Origin of the sequence: Rhodoferax potami, from assembly GCF_032193805.1 — a bacterium.
Lineage (GTDB): Bacteria > Pseudomonadota > Gammaproteobacteria > Burkholderiales > Burkholderiaceae_C > Allorhodoferax > Allorhodoferax potami_A.
Window position 1 is genome coordinate 3,624,030 of the sequence record NZ_JAVBIK010000001.1, and the last position, 16,623, is coordinate 3,640,652.

Annotated in this window: 16 protein-coding genes; 7 read left to right on the forward strand and 9 right to left on the reverse strand. The window is 58.6% G+C overall.

Annotated features, from left to right (window positions below; genetic code table 11):
* Positions 1-18: 18 nt before the first annotated feature.
* Positions 19-297: a hypothetical protein gene (locus tag RAE19_RS17405; protein WP_313876058.1), complete on the reverse strand. Its 279-nt coding sequence runs from the start codon at positions 295-297 to the stop codon at positions 19-21.
* Positions 298-603: 306 nt separating this feature from the next.
* Between RAE19_RS17405 and RAE19_RS17410 the strand changes: the two genes are divergently transcribed.
* Together RAE19_RS17410 and RAE19_RS17415 are read left to right on the forward strand one after the other, a co-directional pair.
* Complete coding sequence (locus tag RAE19_RS17410; RefSeq protein WP_313876059.1) at positions 604-1,002, forward strand: DUF4398 domain-containing protein; 399 nt, start codon at positions 604-606, stop codon at positions 1,000-1,002.
* A gap of 51 nt (positions 1,003-1,053) precedes the next feature.
* Positions 1,054-1,932, forward strand: a complete 879-nt coding sequence (locus tag RAE19_RS17415; RefSeq protein ID WP_313876060.1) for an OmpA family protein — start codon at positions 1,054-1,056, stop codon at positions 1,930-1,932.
* Between the two features lie 64 nt (positions 1,933-1,996).
* Here RAE19_RS17415 and RAE19_RS17420 read toward each other — a convergent pair whose 3' ends face one another.
* From RAE19_RS17420 to RAE19_RS17450, 7 genes are all read right to left on the reverse strand, one after another.
* Positions 1,997-2,899: an acyltransferase gene (locus tag RAE19_RS17420; RefSeq protein ID WP_313876061.1), complete on the reverse strand. Its 903-nt coding sequence runs from the start codon at positions 2,897-2,899 to the stop codon at positions 1,997-1,999.
* Positions 2,900-2,948: 49 nt separating this feature from the next.
* On the reverse strand, positions 2,949-5,030 hold the full coding sequence (locus tag RAE19_RS17425) for a diguanylate cyclase domain-containing protein (RefSeq protein ID WP_313876062.1): 2,082 nt from the start codon (positions 5,028-5,030) through the stop codon (positions 2,949-2,951).
* 18 nt (positions 5,031-5,048) lie between these two features.
* A complete protein-coding gene (locus tag RAE19_RS17430) occupies positions 5,049-5,828 on the reverse strand; it encodes an ABC transporter ATP-binding protein (protein WP_313876063.1) in 780 nt (259 codons plus the stop codon).
* A 44-nt stretch (positions 5,829-5,872) separates the two neighbouring features.
* Entirely contained in the window at positions 5,873-6,787 is a 915-nt protein-coding gene (locus RAE19_RS17435; protein ID WP_313876064.1) for a succinylglutamate desuccinylase/aspartoacylase family protein, read from the reverse strand.
* Between the two features lie 220 nt (positions 6,788-7,007).
* Positions 7,008-7,721: an ABC transporter permease gene (locus tag RAE19_RS17440; protein ID WP_313876065.1), complete on the reverse strand. Its 714-nt coding sequence runs from the start codon at positions 7,719-7,721 to the stop codon at positions 7,008-7,010.
* Positions 7,718-8,404, reverse strand: coding sequence for an ABC transporter permease (locus tag RAE19_RS17445; protein ID WP_313876066.1), 687 nt, complete (start codon positions 8,402-8,404; stop codon positions 7,718-7,720). The genes RAE19_RS17440 and RAE19_RS17445 overlap by 4 nt, the downstream gene beginning before the upstream one ends.
* A 69-nt stretch (positions 8,405-8,473) precedes the next feature.
* A complete protein-coding gene (locus tag RAE19_RS17450; RefSeq protein ID WP_313876067.1) occupies positions 8,474-9,319 on the reverse strand; it encodes an ABC transporter substrate-binding protein in 846 nt (281 codons plus the stop codon).
* Between RAE19_RS17450 and RAE19_RS17455 the strand changes: the two genes are divergently transcribed.
* Together RAE19_RS17455 and RAE19_RS17460 are read left to right on the forward strand one after the other, a co-directional pair.
* The gene (locus RAE19_RS17455) at positions 9,318-9,563 is read left to right on the forward strand and encodes a hypothetical protein (protein WP_313876068.1); all 246 of its coding nucleotides are present in this window, start codon (positions 9,318-9,320) and stop codon (positions 9,561-9,563) included. The two genes, RAE19_RS17450 and RAE19_RS17455, sit on opposite strands and share 2 nt — an antisense overlap.
* A 51-nt stretch (positions 9,564-9,614) precedes the next feature.
* Complete coding sequence (locus tag RAE19_RS17460; protein ID WP_313876069.1) at positions 9,615-12,077, forward strand: YgiQ family radical SAM protein; 2,463 nt, start codon at positions 9,615-9,617, stop codon at positions 12,075-12,077.
* A 9-nt stretch (positions 12,078-12,086) separates the two neighbouring features.
* Here RAE19_RS17460 and yiaA read toward each other — a convergent pair whose 3' ends face one another.
* Entirely contained in the window at positions 12,087-12,521 is a 435-nt protein-coding gene (gene yiaA, locus RAE19_RS17465) for an inner membrane protein YiaA (protein ID WP_313876070.1), read from the reverse strand.
* Positions 12,522-12,680: 159 nt separating this feature from the next.
* On the opposite strand from yiaA, the gene RAE19_RS17470 reads away from it, so the two are divergent.
* From RAE19_RS17470 to glgB, 3 genes are all read left to right on the forward strand, one after another.
* Positions 12,681-13,295, forward strand: coding sequence for a hypothetical protein (locus RAE19_RS17470; protein ID WP_313876071.1), 615 nt, complete (start codon positions 12,681-12,683; stop codon positions 13,293-13,295).
* Positions 13,296-13,413: 118 nt separating this feature from the next.
* A complete protein-coding gene (locus RAE19_RS17475) occupies positions 13,414-14,247 on the forward strand; it encodes a TraB/GumN family protein (RefSeq protein ID WP_313876072.1) in 834 nt (277 codons plus the stop codon).
* A 188-nt stretch (positions 14,248-14,435) separates the two neighbouring features.
* Positions 14,436-16,622, forward strand: coding sequence for a 1,4-alpha-glucan branching protein GlgB (glgB, locus tag RAE19_RS17480; RefSeq protein WP_313876073.1), 2,187 nt, complete (start codon positions 14,436-14,438; stop codon positions 16,620-16,622).
* The last annotated feature ends 1 nt before the right edge of the window (position 16,623 follow it).

The following is a 16,623-nucleotide window of genomic DNA, read 5'->3' on the forward strand; positions in this document are numbered from 1 at the left end:
AACGTTGCGCAGGTACGTTCAATGATTGCGCGAGCGGCTTAGCAGGCTGATCACGCCCATCAGTACCGCGCCTGTTGCAGCAGCCAGCAATACCGACTTCACCGGCTCTTGCTGGATGTATCGCACCGCGGCTTCGCCTGTCCGGTTTGCGTTCTCGCGCAGTTGCAGCGCGCTGTCCTGCACGGCGTGCAGGCCGCGTTGGGTTAACGCGTTGGCTTCGTTTGTCGCACGGTTCAGCATTGGGGCCACTTGGTCCGCTGCATCGTGGATAGAGGTGGTAATGGATTCTGTTTTCATGGATTTCCTAAGGTAGGGGTGTTGAAGTAGCCGGGTTTTTGACAGCGCTCAGTGTGCGACGGTCTGGCAATACGAGGCATCGGCCAATCGCTCGACATGCTGCCGGTAAGGACGCTGCAGCGATGTAGGAGGGCACTGACAGACGCCTATGGCGTAGGAGAGGGACTACGGGCACTAGCGGTCTTGGCCGCTTCGCAACGGGGTGCTGGGGCATCAAGCTTCATCCATCGCAACACCGTTTTCTGCAGTGTTGTTCATTACCACCCAATCGGGGCCACGAGCTCCCGGTCTACCGGAGATAACACCATGACATTCCACCCCACATTCCACCCCACATCCCGTCTACTGCTGATTGCCGCTCTGGTTGCAACAGCCGGCGCGGGCTGCGCCAACCAGCCGCAAACCAGTGCCACTGCACAAATAGCCGTGTCTCGCGAGGCGGTCAGCAACGCGGCCGGCGCTGATGGGATGCAGTTTGCACCCGCTGAAATGACGGCAGCCCGTGAAAAGCTAACCCGTGCTAACAAAGCCATGGTCGACCGCGACTACCAAGCGGCCTCGGAGCTGGCAACCCAGGCGCAAGCGGACGCCAAATTGGCACAAAGCAAGGCCAACACGGCCAAGGCTCAGGCGGTTGCCAATGCGCTGCAGGACGACATACGCGTACTGCGCGACGAGTTGGACCGCGCTAACGCCGCCAAATAAACGGCTCACAAAGCCCACCCCGAATTTTCAAATCTATCGAAGGACACCCCCATGAAACACCATTACCTGACCCCCGCTGCATGGGCCATTGCTATTTTGTTGGGTGCCTGTGCCTCTGCGCCGACCAGCACTTCCTTGCTGGAAAGTGCCCGTAGCGATTACGCCCAAGCCCAGCGTAACGCTAATGTGAACAACTTCGCCCCGCTGGAAATGAAGCAAGCCAGTGACGCGATGCAAGAGGCCAATCTCGCTGCAATGCAAAGCGCTGATTCCGACAAGGTCGACCAATTGGCCTATGTGGCCCGACAAAAAATTGCGATCACCCAGGAGGTGGTCAAACAAAAAACGGCCGAGGTTGATATGGCTCGAAGCGGCCGGGAGCGCGATCAGTTGCAGCTCACCCAACGCACCAACGAGGTCAATCAGGCCAACAACGCCGAGCGCCAAGCGATGGATGCGCAGCGTGCCACGGATGCGGCCCGCCAAGCCACGACAGATGCCAACCGCCGTACCGCGTTGTTAGAGAGCCAACTCGCCGATCTGGCCGCGAAAAAAACGGACCGTGGCATGGTGATCACTCTGGGCGATGTTCTTTTCGGTAGCGATAAAGCCAGCCTCACCGCCGGCGGCCTGCGCAGCGCGCAAAAGCTGGCCGAAGTGCTGCAGCAAAACCCGACGCGTAATGTGCTGGTCGAAGGCTTTACGGACAGTACTGGTGCAGACCCTTACAACCAACAGCTGTCAGAGCGTCGCGGTCAAACCGTGCGTGATGCACTATTGCAAATGGGCGTAGGTAGCGAACGCATCAGCGTGCGTGGCTATGGCGAGTCATATCCTGTGGCTTCCAATGACACCGCCGCCAATCGACAGCTCAACCGCCGCGTGGAGATTGTGCTGTCCGACGAATCTGGCAAAACGCCTCAACGCTGAGTAAATTTGCTATCAAATAAATAGCGATATGCGCTGAATTTTAGGGGGCTAGCTGCCCCTTTTCCTATTGTTGGAAATCCGCTTTCAAGCGGGCCAACTCGGTGTCTTTGGTACGCCACAACTGGGCAACCCAAGCGGAGAAGCCCGCACGGAACTCGGCGTCCTCACCGTAGTTTCCGTTGAGCAGTTCCGGAGGAATTTCGATAGACCGAGCGCGCACCACCACGCGGCGCATGCGCCCGCAGAGAAAGTCTCCAAAAGTGGGAATGCCATCGGGGTAATAAATCGTCACATCCAGAACACTGTGGAATTTGTCACCCATCGCCTGTAACGCGAGGGCCAATCCCCCCGCTTTGGGTTTGAGCAAGTGGGTGTAGGGGGATTGTTGCTGGGCGTGTTTGGCCGGCGTCATACGGGTGCCCTCCAGGAAGTTCATGACGCTGGTGGGGATGAGCGCAAACTTTTCACAGGCCTTTCGGGTCGTTTCCTGGTCTTTGCCACGCATTTCCGGGTGCTTTTTCAAATAGGCCTCGCTGTGGCGGCGCATGAACGGGAATTCGAGCGCCCACCATGCCAGGCCCATCACCGGTACCCAAATCAGCTGTTGCTTGAGAAAGAACTTGAGCAAAGGAATGCGCCGGTTCAGCAGGTGCTGCAGCACAAAAATATCGACCCAGCTCTGGTGGTTGCTGCTCACCATGTACCACTGGTCGGGGCGCAGTCCCTCGAGGCCTTGCACATCCCAAGTAGTGCGCTGGGTCAGCTTCATCCAGCCACTGTTGCCACTGATCCAGTTTTCAGCGATGGACAGAATGACGGGGTCTATGCGAAGGCGTACAGCCTTGAAAGGAAGTACCAGTTTGATGATCGCAAAGACCAACAGGATCGGCACCCAAAACAGGATGTTGATGGTCAGGAGGAGCCCGGCGATCACACCCACCAAAGCAGGAGGAAGAAAATTCAACATACGGTTCAATGTCTCAGGGTAGGGGGCCTCTGACGTGCCAAGAGCCTGCTTAAGCGGCTCTCGTAGGGGTGTCGGGCGCAGTATCTTCGTAAAACCACACGTTGTTGCGCCCTTTTTGCTTGGCAACATACATGGCCGTGTCGGCGTTCTTCAGCAGGTCTGCCGGGGAGTGGGTCTCCCCCAAGAACAGACAGACGCCAATACTCGGCGTGGTGCGATACGTGGTGTCGGGTAGCTCGTAGGGCTCATTGAGGCTCGACAGTACTTTGAAGGCCACGATGGAGGCGTGTTTGCGCGCAGCGGTTGCGTCTTCCCCGACGTCTTGGAGCAAGAGCACAAATTCATCACCGCCGATACGCGCGATGGTGTCCACCTGCCGGACATTTTTTTGCAAGCGGCGGGCCACTTCTTGGAGAAGCAGGTCGCCCACGTCGTGCCCGAGGGAGTCGTTCAGGCGCTTGAAATGGTCCAGGTCCATGAACATCAAGGCCCCGTGCTCTTTGCTACGCTGGCTGTAGGCAATTGCACTATGAAGCCGATCGGTCAGTAGCCTGCGATTTGGCAAACCGGTCAGGGGGTCATGGAATGCCAGATGGCGTATCGCTTCCTCCGCTTCTTTGCGCTCGGTGATGTCGCGCGCAATCGCAATACAGCGGATTTCTTCGTCGGTCACGGTGGGCTTGCGAACCACTGAGAGCTCAAACCATTGGCGGCTACCGTGACGGTCAAGGTAGTACTGGACTCCGCTTGAACGGCCTTTTTGGATAGCTTGGGCCAGCGCGGCCATACAAGCGGCAGCAGCTTCCTGGGGCAGGACCTCCTGGATGCTGCGGCCTATCAAAAAGTCTGGCTCTACGAAAAGTGCATTTTTGTTTCCGCTGTGCACCGCACGGTAATGGCCTTTTTCACCGATCTCGAACAAAAGGTCGGGCAGCGCATCAAGGGTGGCTTGCAATTCGACCTGGGCGGCGCGCAGCGAGTCTTCCGTTTGCTTGCGCGCGGTGATGTCCATCAGGGTACCGACCATACGCAGCGGGGTGCCGTCTTGGCTGGTCTGCACCACTTTGCCGCGGCTGCTGAGCCAGATCCAGCGACCATCGGCGTGCCGGGCTCGGTACTCCGCCCGGAAAGAGGTGCTGTGCCCCTTGAGATGCCGTAACACCGCCACACCGAGAGGTGCCAAGTCGTCCGGGTGAATGAATTCGCTCAAAGAGCGGGGGGATTGGGCATCGCCCGGCATATAGCCCAGCATGGCGAATGCACGCAAATCCATCATGTACCCCGGCTCTTGCCGCAGGTCATGGTCCCAGCGCCCGAGATCTGCCCCCATGATGGCCAGCTCGAGTTGCTCGGTGGTGTCGCGCAACAGGGCTTCTGCGTCTTTGCGGTCCTGGATGTTGCGCGAGACACCGAGAACACCGATGGTCTTGCCTTGCGCATCCCGCATGGGTGTTTTGTGGACTTCGAAGGTGGCGCCGCTCGGGTTGATTTTGGTGGCGCTACCTTCTTCAAACGTGACGGTCTTGTCGCTTTTTAATGCCCATTGGTCGGACAGCGCGAATGCTTCGGCCGCTGAGTCTTCGACCCAATTGGCATCGCGGGTGCCGATGATGTCTTCTGCCTGGACCCCGAGTGCCTGGGCAAATGCGTCGTTGCACAGAAGATAAACGCCTTGGAGGTCCTTGACCCATATCTGGTCGGGGATGGTTTGCAATACATTGCGCAGCATCACCTCGTTTTTACGCAGCGCTAAGCGCGCGTTACGTTCACGGGTGATGTCTTCCATCGTGCCTTCAAAGGCAACGACCTGCCCCAGTTTGTCGTGGAGGGCGTGGGCGTGTTCGCGCACCCAGATTCGCTGCCCCCCTTGGAGTCGGAACATTTCCGACACAAAGTCTTTGACCTTGCCGTGCCTGCGCATCTCATCGAGGAAGTCTTTGCGACGCTGGGGCTGAACGTAAGGGTTGAGGCTACGGGCCTGGAGCAGCTGGCCGAGTTCCTCTTCATCTTCGCAACGGTGAAGCCGCAAAAAAGCGTTGTTGGCTTGGAGAATGCGGCCATCCAAAGCTGCGCGATAAGCACCTATCGGAAGGTGCTCAAAAAGGGTGGAGTTGTTGCCTTTGGAAGTCACAACTGCAGCCGCGCAGGGTTATTTCAAACTGCCCGAGAGAAACTGCGCCAGTCGTTCGCTCCGGGGGGCTGTCAGGACTTGCGCGGGATGCCCCTGTTCTTCAATCAAGCCCTTGTGCAAAAAGATCAGGTGGTTGGAAACCTCACGCGCAAAGCCCATTTCATGGGTCACCACCACCATGGTGCGGCCTTCCTCGGCCAGGCTCTTCATGACCCGGAGTACCTCCGACACCAACTCGGGGTCCAGCGCACTGGTCGGTTCGTCGAACAACATCACCTCGGGTTCTACGGCCAGGGCGCGGGCAATGGCAACCCGCTGTTGCTGGCCCCCGCTCATGTGGGCCGGGTAGCGATCTTCCACTCCGGTCAAGCCGACTTTGGCGAGGTATTTTTGTGCGGTTGCGACCGCCTCATCTTTGGGGACACCCAGCACATGGACTGGCACCTCAATGATGTTCTCCAGCACCGTCATATGGGCCCAGAGGTTGAAGTGCTGGAAGACCATGGCCAACTTGGTGCGCAAGCGTTGCAGTTGCTTGGCATCTTTGGCCATCAGTTCACCGGTCGGGCCGGCAATCAGTGCTAGCTCTTCACCTGCAACATTGATGCGCCCTTGGTTGGGTTTTTCCAGCATGTTGATGCAGCGCAGAAAAGTACTTTTGCCGGAGCCGGAACTTCCGATGATGCTGATCACATCGCCGGCATGTGCGGACAGCGAAACGCCTTTGAGCACTTCATTGCCGCCGAAGCGTTTGTGAATGTTCTCAACCTGGAGTTTCAGGGGCTTGTTATCGGTCATGTTCTGAGCAGTCGTATCAGGTTCAGTAGAGGGCGATCGGGCAATTAAGCGCCCAGGAGTTCGCCCGTCCGGAATGCGGTGGCACCGGCAATCTTGCCAATTTCGGCTCCGGCGTGGGCGTAGCGGTCGCGCACCCGGGCATAAAACACGCCGGCCACGCCAGCGTAAATCGGATGGCTGGTGTTGTCGATGGGATTAATGACTTCGGCGACAAGGTCGCCTTTTTGCAGGGTCTGGCCCACATCAGCGATATACGCCACCACACCGGGGCAGGGGGTATGGAGTGTTTCGGAGCCCGCCAAAGGGGTTGCTTGGGCCAGAGCCGCAGGTACCTGAACTGGTGTCGCTGAATGCACCGCGCCGGCAATGCACAAAAAGTCAAAAACAGCCTGCGCATCTGCCTTGGCCCACGCGTGGGACACGTCAGACTCGCCGCGCAGCTCCACCGTCGTGCTGTTGCAGCCTTGTGGCAAGGGCACCTCGATACCATCCTGCTTCAGCCGGTCTGCTAGCTGCCACCATGCGCCGGACAGGCATTCATCAAACGGACCGCTGCCCGAGTTGCGCGCCAGCAAGATGGCACGCGATTGCAGCAAATGCGCGAGTGGCTCCAGCTGGGGCCAGCAAGGCTCCTCGGTATAAAAGTGCATCACGCCCTCGCAGTCGCAATGCAGGTCGATCACATGATCCGCATCATGCGATAGCAGCAGCAGCGTGCGGCGCAGGCTTTGCAACTCGGTATCTGGTTTCCACTGGTCCAGAAACCGGCCTATGGCCTTGCGCACCGCCGTCACGTTGGCGGTCGGGTCTGAACCCATCAGTGGTTTGATGGTGTCGTACACGGCCCGGGCCAGGTCCGGGTAATGGCGGTTGAAATTCTCCGAGCTGTCGAGCTCAAAGCGGCCCATGGGTTTGTGGTCGATGCGCTGCGCCAGTCCGATCGGGTTGGCCACAGGCACCAGAACGACTTCGCCGCGTAGCCTGCGGCTGCCTCGGCTTGGTCCAACAAGGCACGCAAATGGAATGCGGCCAACATGCCGGGCAGCTCTTCCGCGTGCAGGCTCGCCTGCACATACACCTTGGGCCCTTGGCCCGGCGTACCGTAGTGAAAGCTGCTCAGGTTGCGTAGGCTGCCCAAACTGTTGGACAGCAGGGGATGGTCTTTGCGTTGCATGATGGTCAGTGTTTACGGGGGGCAAGGTATGCCAAAAAGTGCTTCTCCGCCAAGCGGAACAAACCAATCAGGCAGAACGACGCTACCAGATAGATGGCTGCGGCCGCAAGGTAGGCCTCAAAGGGCAGGTAGTAGTCAGAGTAAATCCGGCTCGCTGCGGCAGTGACATCGAGCATGCTCGGCACGGCACTTGCCAGACTGGTGCTCTGAAGCATCATCACCACTTCATTGCTATAAGCGGGTAGGGTGCGGCGCAACGCACTGGGCAGCACAATGCGGCGCATGGCTTGAAAGCGGCTCATGCCGTAAGCCTGTGCCGCTTCAATCTCGCCTGCAGCTGTTTCACGGATGGCGCCTGCCAACATCTCTGCGGTGTAGCCGGCCGTGTTCAGGCTGAAGGCCAGCAAGGCGCAGAAGAAGGGCTCTTTGAAGTGCGTCCAAGGCCAGACGTCATCCCAGCGTGCCTGAATCCATTCGAGCTGGCCCAAGCCGTAATAAATCAAGTACACCTGAATCAGCAGCGGCGTGCCGCGAATCACGTAGGTGTAGGCGCCGACGATCCAGCGCAAGACAGCCCAGCGGCTGGTCAGTGCCAACGCGAATATCAACGCCAAAACGGCCCCGATGGCCAAGGATGACAAAAGCAGCCCCAAAGTGGTGCTAATACCGGTGAGGTAGAGCTGCAGGTTCTGCGGCTCAAAAATCACGTGCCATTTCATAGCTCACCTCGCTTGGTACCGAGGCTGTAACGGGCATTAATTTTGCGCAGCACGAACAAGGAAATGCTGGTGTAAATCAAAAACAAGGCTGCCGTGAACAAGAAAAATTCGAAGGGCGAGCGTGTCGCAGCGCTGGCCTGTTTGGAGAGGTAGGTCATCTCCTTGAGGCCGATCAGGCTCACCAGCGCAGTGGCCTTGATCAGCACCAACCAGTTGTTGGTGAAGCCCGGCAGGGCGTAGCGCACCATTTGCGGTGCCGTGATGCGCACAAAAGCGCGGACGCGTCCCATGCCGAAGGCCCAAGCAGCCTCCATTTGGCCTTTGGGAATGGACAGGATGGCCCCCCGGAAGGTTTCGGTCATGTAGGCGCCGTAGATAAATCCGATCGTGAGTACGCCGGCCAGAAAGGGATTAATGTCGACGGTTTTTTTGCTACCGGCGAGTTCCAGCAAGTGGTTCAGACCTATCGTGCCACCGTAAAACACCAGAAGCATCACGACCAGATCCGGTACCCCCCGGATGACGGTGGTGTAGGTCGTGGAGATGGCGACGAGCACGGGGCGACCGGAGAGCTTGGCCGCCGCGCCCAGCAGACCGAGAACAATGGACACCAGCAGGGCACACAGCGAAACTCCAACCGTGAGTACCGAGCCCTGCAATATGGCGACGTAATAAGAATTCATGAAAGCCTGTGGGCGCATGGAACGCAAAGGGGCGCACTACTGCGCCCCGATGCGTGGGTTTTACAAGATTTATTCGCCGTAAACGTCAATGTTGTACTTGGCAAAGTACTTGTCGTTCAGGGCCTTGTAAGTGCCATTGGCGCGGATCGCCTTGATGGCTTCGTTCAACTCGCCCTTGAGTTGGTCTTCACCCTTGCGCAGGGCAATACCAGCGCCGTAACCGAAGTACTGGGGCATTTTCAAGTCAGGGCCAACCAGCTCGAACTTCGCGCCTTCAGGCTTGGACAAGAAGCCACCGGTGACTTCCATGTAGTCAGCCACGGTACCGTCCAGACGGCCGGACTTGATGTCCAGGTACACCTGGTCTTGCGCTTCGTAGGAGTTCACGATCACGCCAGCAGGCTTCAGGTCGCCCATGGCGTATTTTTCTTGGGTGGAGCCCTTCAAAACACCGATCTTCTTGCCCTTGATGGAGGCTGCGTCGGTGAACTTGACGCCCTTTTTCAGAACGAGACGGCTAGGGGTGTTGTAGTACTTGTCGGTGAAATCGACTTCCTTCAGGCGGTCATCGGTGATGGACATGGAGGAAATGATGACGTCGTACTTCTTGGCGTTCAGGCCGGGGATCATGCTGTCCCAGACTTGTTCCACGAACTCGCACTTGCGCTTGATCTGCTCGCACAGGGCGTTGGCGACATCGACGTCAAAGCCGGTAGGCTGGCCGTCTGCAGACTTGAAGGTGAAGGGTTCGTAGGTCGGGTCGATCGCGACCTTCAGGGGACCGACTTCTGGCGCAGGAGCGGCTGCAACGGGTGCGGAAGCAGGGGCAGCGGGTGCTGCGGGAGCGGCTTCTTCTTTTTTGCCGCAGGCGGCCAAAACGGAGGTTGCTGCCAGTGCCAGCAGGAGTTTCTTCATGGAAAAGTCCTTTGATGTACCGGACAGAGCCGGTGGTTGGGTAAAGAAAAAATCATTCTACGGGGTAACCACAGCAAATTTGATGCCGCCCCTTCATGGGGCATGGGGGTTTGTACCGGTAAAAAACATGCTTTTGGCGGTTTCGGAAGCTGTTGCGCAAGGAAATTTCCGAATGCGCACAGTCCCGCTGGAGACTCGCTCTTCAAAATCGGAATTGCCAGTGGGGCGAAGAAGCCCCACCTAGTGCGCTGGGAAGCGCAAAACCTTACACTTACGGGTTATCCCCCGGATTCCCATGAACGCTCCCCTCGACGTCTCTTTCTTCGCGCGCGCCGCCAAACCGATCACCAGCTACCGCAAGTACTGGGCATCGCGCTTCGGCACGGCCCCTTTCCTGCCCATGAGCCGTGCAGAAATGGACAAACTCGGTTGGGACAGTTGCGACATCATCATCGTCACGGGCGATGCTTATGTGGACCACCCGAGTTTCGGCATGGCCGTGATCGGCCGGATGCTCGAGTCGCAGGGTTTCCGGGTGGGCATCATTGCCCAGCCTGACTGGACCAGTGCCGAGGCCTTCAAGGCCTTGGGTAGACCCAATCTGTTCTGGGGTGTGACCAGCGGCAACATGGACTCCATGATCAACCGCTACACAGCAGACCGCAAAATCCGTAGTGACGACGCTTACACCCCGGGCGATGTGGGCGGTAAGCGTCCCGACCGTGCGGCCATTGTTTACAGCCAGCGTTGCCGCGAAGCCTTCAAAGACACGCCTATCGTGTTGGGCGGCATTGAAGGCAGCCTGCGCCGTATCGCGCATTACGACTACTGGAGCGACAAGGTTCGCCGCAGCATCGTCGTAGATGCCAAGTGCGACCTGCTGTTGTACGGTAATGCCGAGCGCGCGATCGTGGAGATTGCCCACCGCCTGGCGGCCAAAGAGCCTGTGGAGCAAATCACCGATGTGCGGGGCACCGCTTTTGTGCGTCGCCCGGATGACGAGTCCGGCAAAGACTGGTTCGAGATCACGTCGACCACGGTAGATGAGCCCGGCCGGGTTGAGGCCCACGTCAACCCCTACATGACGACCAGCGAGTTGGCTGCCGAAAACGGTGCCACCTGCGCCAAAGACGACGAGGCCCAAGCGACTGCGGCAGCAGCTGAGGCAGCCGGCGCTATGAAAACAGGAGCTGCTCGCGCAGATTCTACGGGCGCTACAGGCCAAAAAGACGCTAAACCCGAAGTCAATGCCTCCATTGCCCCGTTGACCTTCTTCGCCAACCCTGCGTTGTCGAGTGGCAAAGGCAAACTCAAAGTGCCACCGCGCGAGCGCTCCGTGATCCGTTTGCCCAGCTACGAGCAGGTCAAAAGCGACCCGGTGCTTTACGCACACGCCAACCGGGTGTTGCATCTGGAGACCAATCCCGGCAATGCCCGCGCCTTGGTGCAGGCGCACGGGGAGGGCGTGACCGCGCGCGACGTGTGGATCAACCCGCCGCCGATCCCGCTCACCACCGCGGAGATGGACTTTGTGTTCGACCTGCCATATGCCCGCAGCCCGCACGCAGCCTATGCCGATGAAAACGGCAGCCATGACGGCGCGACCAAGATCCCGGCCTGGGAGATGATTCGCTTCAGCGTGAACATCATGCGCGGCTGTTTTGGTGGCTGTACCTTCTGTTCTATTACCGAGCACGAGGGCCGCATCATCCAGAGTCGCTCCGAAGAGTCCATCATCAAAGAGGTGGAAGATATCCGCGACAAGGTGAAAGGCTTCACCGGCACGATTTCTGACCTCGGTGGCCCTACCGCGAATATGTACCGCTTGGGCTGCCGTAGCCCCGAGATCGAAGCTGCCTGCCGCAAGCCCAGCTGCGTGTACCCCGGCATCTGCCACAACCTGACGACCAACCACGACCCGCTGATCAAGATCTACCGCCGCGCGCGTGCGCTCAAGGGCATCAAGAAGATCCTGATCGGCTCCGGTTTACGTTACGACCTCGCAGTGAAGAGCCCGGAGTATGTGAAAGAGCTGGTGCAGCACCACGTGGGCGGCTATCTGAAGATCGCGCCTGAGCACACCGAGCAGGGCCCACTCACCAAGATGATGAAGCCGGGCATCGGCAGCTACGACAAGTTCAAGCAGCTGTTTGAGAAGTTCAGCGCCGAAGCCGGCAAGAAGCAGTATCTGATTCCGTACTTCATCGCCGCCCACCCCGGCACCAGCGATGAGGACATGATGAACTTGGCCATCTGGCTCAAGAAAAACGGTTTCCGTGCCGACCAGGTCCAGACCTTCTACCCGAGCCCCATGGCCACGGCCACGGCCATGTACCACTCCGGCCGCAACACCCTGAAGCGGGTGCATCGCACAGCCCAGAGCGAAGAAGAGACCGTGGATATTGTGCGGGGTGAAAAGCGCCGCCGTTTGCACAAGGCGTTTTTGCGCTACCACGATGCCAACAACTGGCCGCTGTTGCGCGAGGCGCTCAAGACCATGGGCCGCTCCGACCTGATCGGCAATGGCAAGCACCACCTGATTCCGACCTTCCAGCCGCTGGTGGATGGCGGCTATCAGAGCGCCCGCAAAAAGAACTCTACTGTGGCGCCGGTCAAGGCAGCTGCGGGGCGGGTGCAACCTTTGGGCAAGGCTGCAGCTCCGGTTAAGGGCCGCTTGCTGACCCAGCACACCGGTTTGCCCCCGCGCGATACGGGTGCGCCGAAGCCGGCATTTAAAGCGGCCCGCAAGCCGCGTTAAAAAATTGGTTTATTGCAGGGTATCGTCGTCGTTGCCGACGGCGGTTGCCTTTTTGTCACGCACATTTTTCTGAACGGTGACGGCGCTGTACAAAGCAAGCACGAACGACATGGCGTAGTAGCCTTTTTCGGAAAGCAGCAGGGTTGCGTTCCACAAACCAGTGCCTAGCAACAGCAGTGATAGGCCCACCGCCAAATAGCAAATACCGTGATACGCGCCCGAGACTGGAATGCCTTCCAGCTTGTCACGCACGCACTTTTGCAGCGAAACGGCTGCAAACAATCCGAAGGCTAACAAGGTGAAGTAGTAGCCTCTCTCGTTCAGTTGCATTTCCGCATTCCACAGACCTAGTAGAAATCCACCGGCGCCCAAGCCCAGGCAAGCGAATGTGGCGCCCACGTAGGCACCGGAAGAAGACTGTGGAAACTGAATGGAGGTTTTCATGAGTAGGTGTGTGACGAATTAAAAAGTTTGGCGGTGACGAGCCACGTTGCTGCTGCCTGATGGCGCTAAGCTATTGTTTTTGATGGCTCGCGAAATGCCGGCGCCATTCTCTCAATAAATTTCGACTTTTTTCAAAAAATGATCAGGGTATTCACGATAGTGTTGCTGCTGCCGGTCATGGCTTTGGCCCAGGCGCCCATTCAGTTCAGCAACAGTCCTACGGCGATCAAGCAGTACGAGTCGAGTACGTTGGAAAGCCTGGTTGAGCGTTGTTCCGTGGTGAAAGTCGAGAGTTACAAGGCTCCCGAGGAGGTGCGCGCCCTGCGAAATGGGTTCGTCGATGTTTTGCCTCGAAACCCGAAAACCGGCCTGTATTCAGTGTTCGTCTTTGATCAAGACAAGCGCACTTTTACTCTGGTGGATGGGCAGGCACTTTCCCGTGACAAAAAGCTCTCACTAAGACTGGTGTTACCTCGAGATTACGGGCGGTGCCGCTTGGTTCGCACGCCGGAAGGGGCTGAAATGCTGGAGGTGGTGCACTCGGAGCGCAATTACGTGTCCGACGTGCAGCGCATGCAAAAGCTCAGTAAAGAGTTGCTGGAGTTAAGTGCTGCAAGCGCGCAACAACCCTCCGCTTGTGCGGCGGCGTCTAGTGTTCAGGATATCCAGTTCTTGAACGCGGGCAACAGGGTCACTTTGAATGTGTGCCATGAAGCTACGGCGGCTATGGTGGAGCGCTTGCGTAAAACGGTTCGCAAAGTCCATGAACGCTAGGTACGTCAAGCGAACCTTCAAGCAGTGGGTCTCGGGATGCTGCTTATTGAGTTTCTGTGTTTTGACTTCAGTCGCCGGGGAAGACTGCCCGCCAGAGAGCAAGCCCTTGAGTGCCGAGATGTTCGCTGCATCCCGGGCGCAGGCGCGGGATCGCGGATTTCTCTGGCGCGTTACACGCGACGGGCACAGCTCTTATCTGTATGGCACCTTGCATGTAGGTCGCGACACCTGGTTAGCTGCAGGCCCTGCGATGGCAAGCGCTTTGCACAACGCAAGCACCTTGGCGCTGGAGCTCGATCCGCTGGATCCGGACAACGCCCGTCGCATGGGGGTAGCGCTGGCGCAGGCGCCATCGTGGCCACTCGCCCCCGATATGCGGCAGCGTTTGATTCGCCAGTTGCAACTGCAGTGCCTGCCGGTGAATTCGGTGGGCACGACTCCGTCGGAACTGCTGTTGTCGGGCGTTGCCTTGGCGTTGGCACGCCGGGATGGATTTGATGCGCAATTCGGTTCCGAGACCTACTTAGCGCTTTTTGCCCGGCAACGTGGCATGCCGGTGGTATCCCTGGAGACTGTCGAGTTGCAGTTACAAGCTTTGCTGTCCGCGAGCGCAGCAGAAGCTGCCGGAATGCTCGAAGACGGTTTGCGAGAGCTAGAAGCCGGCACCGCACGACAGAGCCTGCGGGACCTGGTGCGCATGTGGGAGTCCGGCGATCAGCAGCGCCTCGATACCTACCAGCAATGGTGTGAATGCGTGGTAACTCCGATGGAGAAGTTACAGATGCAGCGGCTTTTAGACCAACGAAACCCTGCTATGGCGCAGCAAATTGACGCGATGCACCGTGCAGGACAGCGCGTATTTGCTGCGGTCGGGAGTTTGCACATGGCGGGAGATCGGGGTTTGCCCGCAGTGTTAGGCCGAATGGGCTATCAGGTCGAGCGTTTACCCTGATTGGCAAGCCTTTTTGGAGGCAGCGCAGCCTTCACAATGTTGGTAACTATTGGTGGTAACGGTTACAAAATTCCGCTTTTGGTGCGGCTTGCCATCAGGTGACCGGTTTTTTGCAGACTTATGCAATAAGCTGTGATTTAAACCAATGACAAGCCCGCGGACTCGCCACGGGTGAATGTGAGAGACATATGCTGACAGACCACGACCTGGGTGCCTTGATGCGGGCCCAACATGCCGATCCTTTCAGCATTCTCGGGCCCCATACGGTTGAGGGCGGTGTGCAAATCACTGCGCTGTATCCAGCTGCGCGCACGGTCCGGGCAATGGATCGCGAGTCGGGCCAACTGCTGGGCGAATTGCAAAGGCACGAAGGCACGGATGTCTTCTCACTGGTGCTGCCCGGCGCGGTGTCTTTCCCCGATTACCGCCTAGAGGTCTCTTGGCAGGATCATGAGGCGGGCGTTTCCTTGCTGGAAGATCCTTACCGCTTTCCGGTTGTCCTCCAAGATATGGATTTGTGGCTGCTGGCGGAAGGCACCCATCTGCGCCCGTACGAGTGCCTCGGTGCCCACCCGGTCCAGATGTGCGGCATTGACGGTACCAGTTTCGCGGTGTGGGCGCCAAATGCCCGGCGTGTCTCGGTGGTCGGCTCCTTCAATGGGTGGGACGGGCGCCGTCATCCGATGCGCTTGCGCCGCGAATGTGGTGTGTGGGAAATCTTTGTGCCCCATGTCGGCAAGGGCGATACCTACAAATTTGAACTGTGGAACGCACAAGGCGCGATCACCACCAAGGCCGATCCGTTTGCATTTGCAGCCCAACTCCGGCCTGACACTGCCAGCATTGTTGCGGGCTTGCCGCCCCGGTTGCCGATGCGCGCAGACCGGCAAAAGGCCAATGGGCTGCACCAAGCTTTGAGTGTGTACGAAGTCCACTTGGGCTCCTGGCGCAAGGCCGACGGCTGGCGGTGGCTGAACTACCGTGAGTTGGCAGACACCCTGGTGCCCTATGCGCGCGAGATGGGATTTACCCACTTGGAGTTGTTGCCGGTCAGCGAGCACCCTTTTGACGGATCCTGGGGCTACCAGCCCTTGGGTCTTTTTGCACCCACGTCGCGCTTCGGATCGCCCGAAGACTTTCAGTACTTTGTGGATTCGGCGCATCACGCGGGCCTCGGTGTGATTTTGGACTGGGTGCCTGCGCATTTCCCGAGTGATGCACATGGGCTGGCCGAATTTGATGGCACCCACCTGTATGAGTACGCCGACCCGAAGGAAGGCTTTCACCAGGACTGGAACACCCTGATCTACAACTTCGGCCGAACCGAAGTGCGCAACTTTTTAGTTTGCAATGCCTTGTACTGGCTGGAGCGCTTCGGTATCGATGGTCTGCGGGTGGATGCGGTCGCCTCCATGCTCTACCGCGACTACAGCCGCGCCTCAGGGCAGTGGATACCCAACAAACACGGCGGTCGCGAGAACCTGGAGGCGATCGAGTTTCTGCGCCGCATGAACCATGTGGTGGGCACGGAGCGCCCGGGCGCCATTACGTTGGCAGAGGAATCCACCGCCTTCCCCGGCGTGAGCCGGCCGCCGTCGCCGGACTTGCAAAGTGGCGGCTTGGGCTTTCACTACAAATGGAACATGGGCTGGATGCACGACACCCTGCAGTACGCGTCCATGGACGGCGTGCACCGCAAGTACCACCAGAACCAGCTCACCTTCGGGCTGATGTACGCCTTCACAGAAAACTTTGTGCTGCCACTCTCTCACGACGAAGTAGTGCACGGCAAAGCGTCTTTGCTAGGGAAGATGCCCGGTGATGAGTGGCAAAAATTCGCCAATCTGCGCGCGCTATACGGCTTCATGTGGGCCTATCCCGGCAAGAAATTGCTGTTTATGGGCGGCGAGCTGGCCCAGCCCACCGAATGGGCCGATGGCGCCCAATTGCCGTGGCACTTGGAGCAGGACCCTCGGCACCAGGGCGTGCAAAGGCTGGTGCGTGACTTGAACCGGGTGTATCGCGCGTTCCCTGCGATGCATGAGCAAGATATCGAGCCAGACGGCTTTGTCTGGATTGCCCATGACGACGCTGCCCAATCCGTCATCGCCTTTCAGCGTCGCGCCCTGGACGGTCGGGTCGTGGTAGTGGTGTGTAATTTCACGCCCGTGCCACGGCCGGGCTACCGCATCGGCGTGCCAGTGGCCGGCGCGTGGCGCGAAGTCATCAATACCGACAACGGGGTTTATGGCGGTAGTAGCCTGAGTTCAGGTGCCCGCAGCACCGAGCTGGTGGCGGCGCACCACCATGGCCAGTCACTGGTTATCACTTTGCCGCCCTTGGCATGCCTTGTGCTCGTTCCCGGAGAAGAATGAG

What these genes read in the sequence shown, in the direction of transcription:
- RAE19_RS17405 (WP_313876058.1), bottom strand. Translation starts at nt 297, where the DNA reads ATGAAAACAGAATCCATTACCACCTCTATCCACGATGCAGCGGACCAA.
- RAE19_RS17410 (WP_313876059.1), top strand. Translation starts at nt 604, where the DNA reads ATGACATTCCACCCCACATTCCACCCCACATCCCGTCTACTGCTGATT.
- RAE19_RS17415 (WP_313876060.1), top strand. Translation starts at nt 1,054, where the DNA reads ATGAAACACCATTACCTGACCCCCGCTGCATGGGCCATTGCTATTTTG.
- RAE19_RS17420 (WP_313876061.1), bottom strand. Translation starts at nt 2,899, where the DNA reads ATGTTGAATTTTCTTCCTCCTGCTTTGGTGGGTGTGATCGCCGGGCTC.
- RAE19_RS17430 (WP_313876063.1), bottom strand. Translation starts at nt 5,828, where the DNA reads ATGACCGATAACAAGCCCCTGAAACTCCAGGTTGAGAACATTCACAAA.
- RAE19_RS17440 (WP_313876065.1), bottom strand. Translation starts at nt 7,721, where the DNA reads ATGAAATGGCACGTGATTTTTGAGCCGCAGAACCTGCAGCTCTACCTC.
- RAE19_RS17445 (WP_313876066.1), bottom strand. Translation starts at nt 8,404, where the DNA reads ATGAATTCTTATTACGTCGCCATATTGCAGGGCTCGGTACTCACGGTT.
- RAE19_RS17455 (WP_313876068.1), top strand. Translation starts at nt 9,318, where the DNA reads ATGGAAAAGTCCTTTGATGTACCGGACAGAGCCGGTGGTTGGGTAAAG.
- RAE19_RS17450 (WP_313876067.1), bottom strand. Translation starts at nt 9,319, where the DNA reads ATGAAGAAACTCCTGCTGGCACTGGCAGCAACCTCCGTTTTGGCCGCC.
- RAE19_RS17460 (WP_313876069.1), top strand. Translation starts at nt 9,615, where the DNA reads ATGAACGCTCCCCTCGACGTCTCTTTCTTCGCGCGCGCCGCCAAACCG.
- yiaA (WP_313876070.1), bottom strand. Translation starts at nt 12,521, where the DNA reads ATGAAAACCTCCATTCAGTTTCCACAGTCTTCTTCCGGTGCCTACGTG.
- RAE19_RS17475 (WP_313876072.1), top strand. Translation starts at nt 13,414, where the DNA reads ATGTTCGCTGCATCCCGGGCGCAGGCGCGGGATCGCGGATTTCTCTGG.
- glgB (WP_313876073.1), top strand. Translation starts at nt 14,436, where the DNA reads ATGCTGACAGACCACGACCTGGGTGCCTTGATGCGGGCCCAACATGCC.